Here is an 8,822-nt window from a genome sequence, read left to right on the forward strand (position 1 = left end):
ATTAACCGCACATTTACTATCACTACTATTATTATGTGCGGTTTAGATAAGAGTACACCTAAAATTCTAATTGAATAGATGCTCTATAATTTCTACCTGGTGCGTAAAAACGATTTAAGCCTATACCTGTTTCAGTATCTATTCGGTTGATTGTACCGATAGTTCGAATAGATCGGGCTGATTCCCAAGTAAGATATTTTTGATTTGTTAAATTATAAACACCAGCTGTAAATGTAAGGTTTTTAATTGGTTTCCAGTAAGCAATGGCATCTATCACAGTGTAATGCTTATTGCGCCATAATGCTCTTCTATCAATAACTTTTTCGTTACCATTTACTGTTTTTGCTGGCACTGTTTCAATTGCACCAGTATTAATATTTTCTGCTTGACGTTCAATCATGCTATGCCATTGAGGGTTAAAGCTGTCTTTTGCCTTTTTGGCTGAGACATCGGTAATATAAAAATCTAATCCCCATATTTTATTAGGTGAATCATAACCTAAATTGTATACGGATGTGGTTGGTTGCAAAGCGTTCATTGGCTGGTCTTGCAAGGCCATATTCATATATTTAGGGTTATGTTCTAATAATTTTTTATATCCCTCTAATGGCTTACTATCTTTTATTCGACCTTTTTGATAAGTCAACTTATAACCCAAATGGAATCCTTCTAATTTTTCAATAAGATCTCCTATTTCTAGGTGAGTAGAAATTTCAATTCCGTTTACTTTTGCCTTATCACGATTCAAACTCTGATAGAATGGATAATAAGACGATTTACTTTGATCAATTGGACGTTCACCTAAATATGCCAAATCAATAAAATTCTTATAATCGGTTTGGAATAAATTAGTAGTGAAATAACTACGTTCTCTATAAAAAGTAAAGGCGATTTCTTTTGTTTTAGCTTTTTCTTCTTTTAAATTAGTATTTGGTAAAAGTGAAAATTGAGGATGTTTAAATGTTATATACATTTCATCAGGCGTTGGCGCTCTAAAACCATTAGAATATTTAAACTGTATTCTTAACCAATCTGTTGGATCCAAGTTTAATCCTAAATTATAGGAATGGTGCTTAAATGCTGTTGATTTTTGAATTGCATTTAAATTGTCTTGTACATTTTTTATATAATCGGGATGATTATAATTATACCAGCCACTGCCTCCAGTTAATGCACTATCTGGAATAGGGATCATTGTACCAGCTAATAATCCACGTGGAATTTCAGGATCTTGTCCTAAGCGATAATGCGGTAAATGTCTGACATTGTCATATCTATAATTTAAATCAAAGCCAAGCCAATTTGTTACTGTAAAATTATCACCTAAATAAAATGCATGGTTTTTAGTTTTAACTGGGATTAAGTAACTCGTTTTACCTAAATTACTTTCCTTTAAAGCTCCCGTACATTCACTGGTAGGATAATATTGAGGAGAGGGTATTCTCATTCCATTCTCTAATTTATTACAAATAAAGTCATCAGCCCACCATTGAACATTTCCACCTTTATAGCCCTCAGCATTAACCATGCTTTTTTCTGTTTCTGAGTATAATCCACCATATCGTAAAGCATGCTCCGTTTTTATTACAGAAAAAGATTTATCAAAGTCAAAGTTAAATTGTTTTGTATTTGTGTTTAAATCACGATCATTGTATTCATTTCTACTATATCCACTGGATTTAGGAAGTAAATAAAAGGCTTCTTCATTTTCTGTTATGCCTGAGATAAAAGGGTGAGGTCTTGAAGCTAATTCAATTTGACCATATTTTTTACCATTAGGTAGAGTTTTAATATTAATTTTTCTATCTTCAAATTTATAATTTTCGGTATAACTATAATCTCCATCTAATTTATTTGCAGAGAAAACTCTAAATTTCTTATTGCAATCTAACTTATCACAATCTATTGATAAAGACTCTACAGGGCGCTCAAAAATATCATTAGTAACATCTTCATTTCTAGAATTTTTATAGATTGTGCCCCCATCATATTTCCCTGTGAGTTCTTTGTTATCTTTATCTAAAATTTTATATACACCATTTGAATCATCTAGATGTAATCCTTGTGGATTAATAACGCCAGCACAATTAGCTGATGCACAATATTCATCACTACGAGCTTTATTTTTAATTTTTTGAGATGAATAAGTTAGTTTAAAGTGATCCCAAAATGGAGTTTGTGTAAAGTTTTCATAAGAAAATTGGATATTTTCTCGTTTAGATCTATCGTGAATAAATCGTTCTCCTTGACGGATTTCAGTATTAACATAAGAACTAGGACGTAATGAATAAGATAAATCCTGTCCATCTGTTTTTAATGTTGATTTATCAACAGCTACACTAAATCGATGATTTTCTGTTGGTTCAAACCCTAATTTCACTAAAGTACTATTACGGGAAATGGAATAAGGATCTGTTTTTTCTCTTTTAATTCCGACAACCTTATCATCATAACTTTCATAACCATAATTCTTCATTTCATTGCTATTACGTTCAGTATGAACAATTAATGCATCAAACCCTTTATATCGGCCAGCAGCAGTAAGAGACACCGTATCTTGACTATTCATACTTTGAGTTGAACGTTTAATACTGAAGTAATGATCTTTTCCTATTAGATAATCTCTAGCATCTTTTGTATCAAAGATAACCGAACCACCCAATGCCCCACTACCTGATTTTAAAGAGTCAGCACCTTTGGTAATAGTCGCTGTTTTTACATTCTCTATTTCTACATCATTACGAGTATTATTAAAATTTCCATAGCCTTCAAATAGCTCTTTAAATGCTTGTGAACTTAAGGTTTCAGCTTGACGAAGTCCATCAACCATAATACCTACACGGTTTTCATCAACTCCTCGAACAGCATAACCGCTTGATCCTGTTCTTCCTGTTTCAACAACACTAATACCCGTTTCATAACGTACTAAATCTCGAGAGTCTGAAGCCTGTTGCTTAGAAAGCTTCTTAGCTGTAATTTGGGTTTCACCAACTTTTTTTTCTTTCACATTTATTGTTTCTGTATTCCCTGAAACATTAATTTCCTGCAGTTGTTCAGGTTCGTTGGCGTAAACAGCTCCTGTTGTCAGCCCAAGCATAACGGAATACGCAAGCAGATTTAATCTAAAATTGGTCATGTTTAACTCCATGAAAAGGTAAATAATAATGATTATCAAGCATATTATAAGAAAAAGTATTTTCTCACAATCAGAAAATTCTGTTTTTGATTAAAATCAAACAATAAAAATTATTCTCATTATGCTCTATATTTAAGTCCACTTGTTCTCTATAATGCAAGCCATCGATTGTTCATGTTAGAAAGCATGCGCAATCGTTTTAAATTTCACCATTAAATGAAAAGTGCGCATTGATTGTGTACTTCTTTTTTAGGAGCAATCATTATGATGATAGATAAACGCCTAATTAACACGGTGGCCGATAGTAAAAAATGGATTGGCGTCACTGTGTTGTGGAATTGGGTGGCGTTAGTTGGCGGGATTATTAGTGCCGTCGTGTTTTCTTATATTTTACAGGCCGCTTATTTTAAAGAGTTGACGATGTCAAGTGCGGTGGGTTTAGGTGTGATTTTAATTGCGGCATTGGCACTGCGTGCTTTTGCGGGTAAAAAATCAGTGCAAGCGTCTTATTTTGCCAGTACAAAAGTGAAGCATGAATTGCGTAGCCTTATTTACCGTAAATTGGCTTCTATGCCTCTGAACCAAGTGAATCAACAATCCACTTCAAGCATTATCCAAGTGGCATCAGAAGGTGTGGAACAGCTTGAAATCTACTTTGGGCGTTATTTGCCGCAGCTTTTTTATAGCTTGCTTGCACCGCTTACCCTTTTTGTTTTCTTGATTTTTTTCAGCTTTAAAACAGCGGTAATTTTGTTGATTTGTGTGCCGCTTATTCCGATGTCGATCATTGCGGTGAATAAAATTGCGAAAAAACTCTTGGCAAAATATTGGTCGATTTATGTGGGATTAGGCAGCAGCTTTTTAGATAACCTACAAGGTTTAATCACGTTAAAAATCTATCAAGATGATGCTTATAAAGCGAAAGAGATGGATAAAGAGGCTGAGCATTTCCGCAAAATTACCATGAAAGTGCTTACCATGCAGCTTAACTCGGTTTCTCTTATGGATTTACTCGCTTATGGTGGTGCAGCAATCGGGATTTTAACCGCACTATTGCAATTCCAAGATGCACAACTCAGTGTGTTAGGCGTGATTTTATTTATCCTACTTTCCTCCGAGTTCTTTATTCCACTTCGTTTGCTTGGTTCATTCTTCCATGTGGCGATGAATGGTAAAGCGGCTTCAGATAAGATCTTCACATTACTTGATACGCCTGTGGAAACCCAACAAAGTGCGGTAAATTTTGAAGCCAAAAATAACGTTCAAGTGGAAATTAAAGATCTACATTTTGCGTATTCTGCAGAAAAACCGGCAATTCAAGGTTTAACTTTAACGATTCAACCAAACCAACTTTCTGTGTTTGTGGGTAAAAGTGGTTGCGGTAAATCAACCTTAGTTTCGTTGTTGATGGGCTTTAATAAAGCGCAACAAGGTGAGATTTTGTTTAATGGACAAAACGCCTCTGAAATAGACCGCACTTCTTTCTATCAAAAAGTATCCTTGGTGAGCCATAGTAGCTACGTGTTTAAAGGCACACTGCGTGAAAATATGACAATGGCGAAAATTGATGCCACAGACGAGCAAATTTATGCGTGTTTAGAACAAGTGAATCTCGCCCAATTTGTACGCGAAAACGGCGGCTTAAATATGCAATTATTAAGCCGTGGCGCAAATTTATCGGGCGGTCAGATTCAACGTTTAGCCTTAGCGCGTGCTTTATTACACAATGCCGAGCTTTATATTTTTGATGAAGCGACCAGTAACATTGATGTGGAAAGCGAAGAAATTATTTTGCAGTTCATTCAACAATTTAAACAACAAAAAACCATTGTGATGATTTCTCACCGCTTGGCAAATGCGGTAAATGCGGACTGTATTAATGTACTTGACCAAGGCAAATTGATTGAGCAAGGCACTCACGAAACCTTAATGGCAAAACAAAGTGCGTATGCTGAAATGTTCCAACAACAAAAAGATTTAGAACAAATTAGAGAGGTGGCAAATGCGTAAAAATGGTTTTGTTGTAATGGGGCATTTGTTGAAATTAGTGACTCCACTCGCACATATTATGGCGTTTACCATTACTATGGGTACGCTCGGTTTCCTTGCTGCCATCTTTATTATGGTGCTGGGGGCGATGGGGTTAGTGAATCTTTTAAACTTTGACACCCATTTAAGTTTCTCTGGAATTTTGACCGCACTTATCGTATTAGCGGTGGCTCGTGGCGCATTGCGTTATTTAGAGCAAATGTCTGGGCATTATATCGCCTTTAAATTATTGGCATTATTGCGTGACAAAGTGTTTTCTTCTTTGCGCCGTTTGGCTTTTGTTAAGTTGCAAGATAAACAAGCAGGGCAATTAGTGTCATTAGTCACCAATGATATTGAATTACTCGAAGTGTTCTATGCACACACCATTGCACCAATTATGATTGCGTTCTTTACCTCTGCGATTTTATTGTTGGTCTTTGCGCATCTTTCAGGTTGGTTTGTGCTTGTGGCATTGGCGGCGTATTTAACAGTGGGTGTAATTTTACCGATTATCACCACCAAATTGGCGCGTGAAGATGGCAGACGCTATCGTGAATTAGTGGGCGAAATGAATGACTTCTTCCTCGACAGCGTGCGTGGTATGAAAGAAATTCAGCTTTTCGGCTATGCGAAACAACGTTTAGATGAAATTCAACAACGCAGCCAAAAAATCGATACGGCTTTTGAGCGCATCAAAGATCAAGAAGCAAAAGTGCGTGTTTATACTGAAGTGGCAGTATCCGTTTTCAACATTATTATACTGTTTACTGGCTTAATTTTATTTAGCTTAGATAAAATTGATTTCTCAGCCTTTTTAGTTGGTGTGATTTTATTGATGTCGAGCTATGGCCCAGTTATTGCCTTAAGCAACCTTTCAAGCAATTTGTTACAAACGTTGGCTTCAGGTGAGCGAGTATTAAGTTTATTAGCGGAAGAACCTGAGTTAAAAGACGTAGAAAGTGCGGTTAATTTGAAAGAGGTTTCTCGCATTGATGTAGAGAATGTAAACTTCGCTTACGGTGAAGAACAAATTTTATCGGATGTCAGCTTATCTGTGAAAAAGGGTGAAATCTTAGGGATTCACGGCAGAAGCGGAAGCGGTAAAAGTACCTTGTTGAAATTGATGATGCGTTTTTACGATCCAAAATCAGGTAGCATTAAAATTAACGGCGAAACTTTACCTAACATCAACACCCGTAGTTTGCGTGACAATATGGCGTACATTACTCAGCAAACCTATATTTTCAACGAAACCATTGAGGAAAATATTCGTCTTGCGCGCCGTGATACAACATTAGAAGAAATTATGGAAGCCGCGAAGAAAGCCTCAATTCATGATTTCATTTTAAGCTTGCCACAAGGTTATCAAACAAAAATGACGGAATTGGGTGGCAATCTCTCTGACGGTGAAAAACAACGTATCGGTATTGCACGAGCATTCTTGCATAACGCCCCGATTATTTTACTCGATGAGCCGACCAGCAATTTGGATAGCTTAAACGAAGCAATGATTTTGAAATCATTACTCGATGTTAAAGCTGAAAAATTGATTATTCTCGTCAGCCACCGTCAATCCACCATGGCAATTTGCGATCAGGTGATTGGCATAGAAAACGGCAGAATGTCCTAAATTAATATAAGAAAAAATCGCACGGTTAAAGGTGCGATTTTTTTGTTAGAAGAGGCTGATATTTTAAATAGCTGAATATCGCTATTGATATTAATTTTTGGGGAATTATGCTTGAACTATTGTTAGATGACAAAAAAGAGCAAAGCATAAATCCCTTGGGAACATTTTACATTTAGTCTAAGATAGCTGGTTTATAGTCGAATCCTTGCCGAATCAAAGTATGTCTAAGAAGGAAACTATTTGGATAATGCAGCAATGGTACGTTTCCTTGGACAATAAAAATATAGGCAGGAATTTAACTAATATTAAAAGGACCGTCTTCAACACAATTATGGTCATCCGTCCTTTAGTAAATAGCGTAGACTTTTTGTTTTTACCGCACTTTTGCGCTATTTTCTCAATTTAACTAACTCTACCTGATGATTTTTACCTTTTTTTAGAATTAAATTTGCTCGCTCACGGGTTGGAAGAATGTTTTGATTGAGATTTAACCCGTTAATTTCATCCCAAATTTTACTTGCCGTCGCAATAGCCTCTTCTTTTGATAAACTTGCGTAATGTTTAAAGTAAGAATTAGGATCATTAAATGCACTTTCTCGGAATTTTAAAAAGCGTTTAATGTACCATTCTTTCAGTAATTTTTCTTCTGCATCGACATAAATAGAGAAATCAACAAAATCCGATACAAAGGTTTGATTGATTTTGTTATTGCCTGTTTGAAGCACATTTAATCCTTCTAAAATAAGAATATCAGGCTTATCTACCACATCAAATTCATCGGAAATAATATCGTATGTTAAATGAGAATAGATTGGTGCTGTAACATTACTTTTACCTGATTTTACATCTGCTAGAAAGCGAATGAGTTTAGGTGTGTCATAAGAAACGGGAAAACCTTTCTTTTGTAAAAGATTATCTTGTTTAAGCTTGTCTAATGGATAAAGAAACCCATCTGTTGTGATGAGATCAACTTTTCTTTCAGTTGGCCAATGAGAAAGCAAAGATTGTAGAATACGTGCTGAAGTGCTTTTCCCAACAGCAACACTGCCAGCAATACTAATTATGTAAGGTGTTTTGGCATTATTTCTGCCTAAAAAACGATGTAGTACTGTTTGGCGATGTAAATTTTCATCAATGTAATAGTTAATAAGACGAGTTAATGGTAGGTAAATTGTACTTACTTCATCTAATGAAAGGTCTTCATTAAAACCTAAGAGTGGTTTGAGATCCTGTTCTGTCAATTTTAATGGAACGGATTTACGTAATTCCGCCCATTGTTCACGATTAAAGCTTAAAAAAGGTGTTTGCTGAGTTGAAAATTCCACAATAATTTTATTTGATAGCTAAATAAGCGAAGAAAAATATACTCTATAACTGGCATGTTCGCATTTATTTTTCAGTAAATTTAATAAGATTTGGTTAAAAATTAACATTTTTGCTTGTAATTTAAACGAACACGCAAAAAAAATAATTTTTTTAGAAAAAAAACTTGTCACGAAAAGTTTTTTCCATATAATACGCCTCACTTGCTTACGACACGCCGACTTAGCTCAGTAGGTAGAGCAACTGACTTGTAATCAGTAGGTCATCAGTTCGATTCCGATAGTCGGCACCATTATTTCGTACACAAGTATTCATTTAGCGTGGAGGGGTTCCCGAGCGGCCAAAGGGGGCAGACTGTAAATCTGTTGGCTTAGCCTTCGAAGGTTCGAATCCTTCTCCCTCCACCATCTTTTAGATGAATCCTGATGGGACAGACGAATTTAGGACTTGCGGGCATCGTATAATGGCTATTACCTTAGCCTTCCAAGCTAATGATGCGGGTTCGATTCCCGCTGCCCGCTCCAAACGCTGATATAGCTCAGTTGGTAGAGCGCACCCTTGGTAAGGGTGAGGTCGGCGGTTCGAATCCGCCTATCAGCACCATCCTTCAATTCGCTTTCCTTCATTTAGAATAAACAATTTTATTGGTTAATGTGGTTTTATTTACCCATCGATAACCGTGTCTATTTAGAGGGACTCTTT

The 8,822-nt window shown here is 35.9% G+C and carries 4 protein-coding genes and 4 tRNA genes; 6 read left to right on the plus strand and 2 right to left on the minus strand.

All coding sequences use genetic code 11. From position 1 onward, the window contains the following. Window positions 1–58 precede the first annotated feature (58 nt). Window positions 59–3,136, minus strand: coding sequence for a TonB-dependent hemoglobin/transferrin/lactoferrin family receptor (locus AAX15_RS06395; RefSeq protein ID WP_046939611.1), 3,078 nt, complete (start codon window positions 3,134–3,136; stop codon window positions 59–61). 264 nt (window positions 3,137–3,400) lie between these two features. Here AAX15_RS06395 and AAX15_RS06400 point away from each other — a divergent pair, with 264 nt between their 5' ends. Then, window positions 3,401–5,146, plus strand: coding sequence for an ABC transporter ATP-binding protein/permease (locus AAX15_RS06400; protein ID WP_046939612.1), 1,746 nt, complete (start codon window positions 3,401–3,403; stop codon window positions 5,144–5,146). Next, on the plus strand, window positions 5,139–6,797 hold the full coding sequence (locus AAX15_RS06405; RefSeq protein ID WP_046939613.1) for an ABC transporter ATP-binding protein: 1,659 nt from the start codon (window positions 5,139–5,141) through the stop codon (window positions 6,795–6,797). Before AAX15_RS06400 ends, AAX15_RS06405 begins: the two co-directional genes overlap by 8 nt. Window positions 6,798–7,186: 389 nt before the next feature. Here the strand turns inward: AAX15_RS06405 and coaA are convergent, their stop codons facing one another. After that, window positions 7,187–8,122 carry a type I pantothenate kinase gene (gene coaA / locus AAX15_RS06410; RefSeq protein WP_046939614.1) on the minus strand — a complete coding sequence of 312 codons (936 nt, stop codon included), beginning with the start codon at window positions 8,120–8,122 and terminating at the stop codon, window positions 7,187–7,189. 214 nt (window positions 8,123–8,336) lie between these two features. Here coaA and AAX15_RS06415 point away from each other — a divergent pair. The 4 genes from AAX15_RS06415 (at window position 8,337) to AAX15_RS06430 (ending at window position 8,723) form a co-directional block, all read left to right on the plus strand. Further along, window positions 8,337–8,412, plus strand: a tRNA-Thr gene (locus AAX15_RS06415). Window positions 8,413–8,442: 30 nt separating this feature from the next. Continuing rightward, window positions 8,443–8,527 (plus strand) — tRNA-Tyr (locus AAX15_RS06420). A 42-nt stretch (window positions 8,528–8,569) separates the two neighbouring features. Beyond that, window positions 8,570–8,644, plus strand: a tRNA-Gly gene (locus AAX15_RS06425). Between the two features lie 3 nt (window positions 8,645–8,647). After that, window positions 8,648–8,723: transfer RNA gene (locus tag AAX15_RS06430), tRNA-Thr, on the plus strand. The last annotated feature ends 99 nt before the right edge of the window (window positions 8,724–8,822 follow it).

It is taken from the genome of Haemophilus haemolyticus (genome assembly GCF_001008275.1).
Classification (GTDB): Bacteria; Pseudomonadota; Gammaproteobacteria; order Enterobacterales; family Pasteurellaceae; genus Haemophilus; species Haemophilus haemolyticus_P.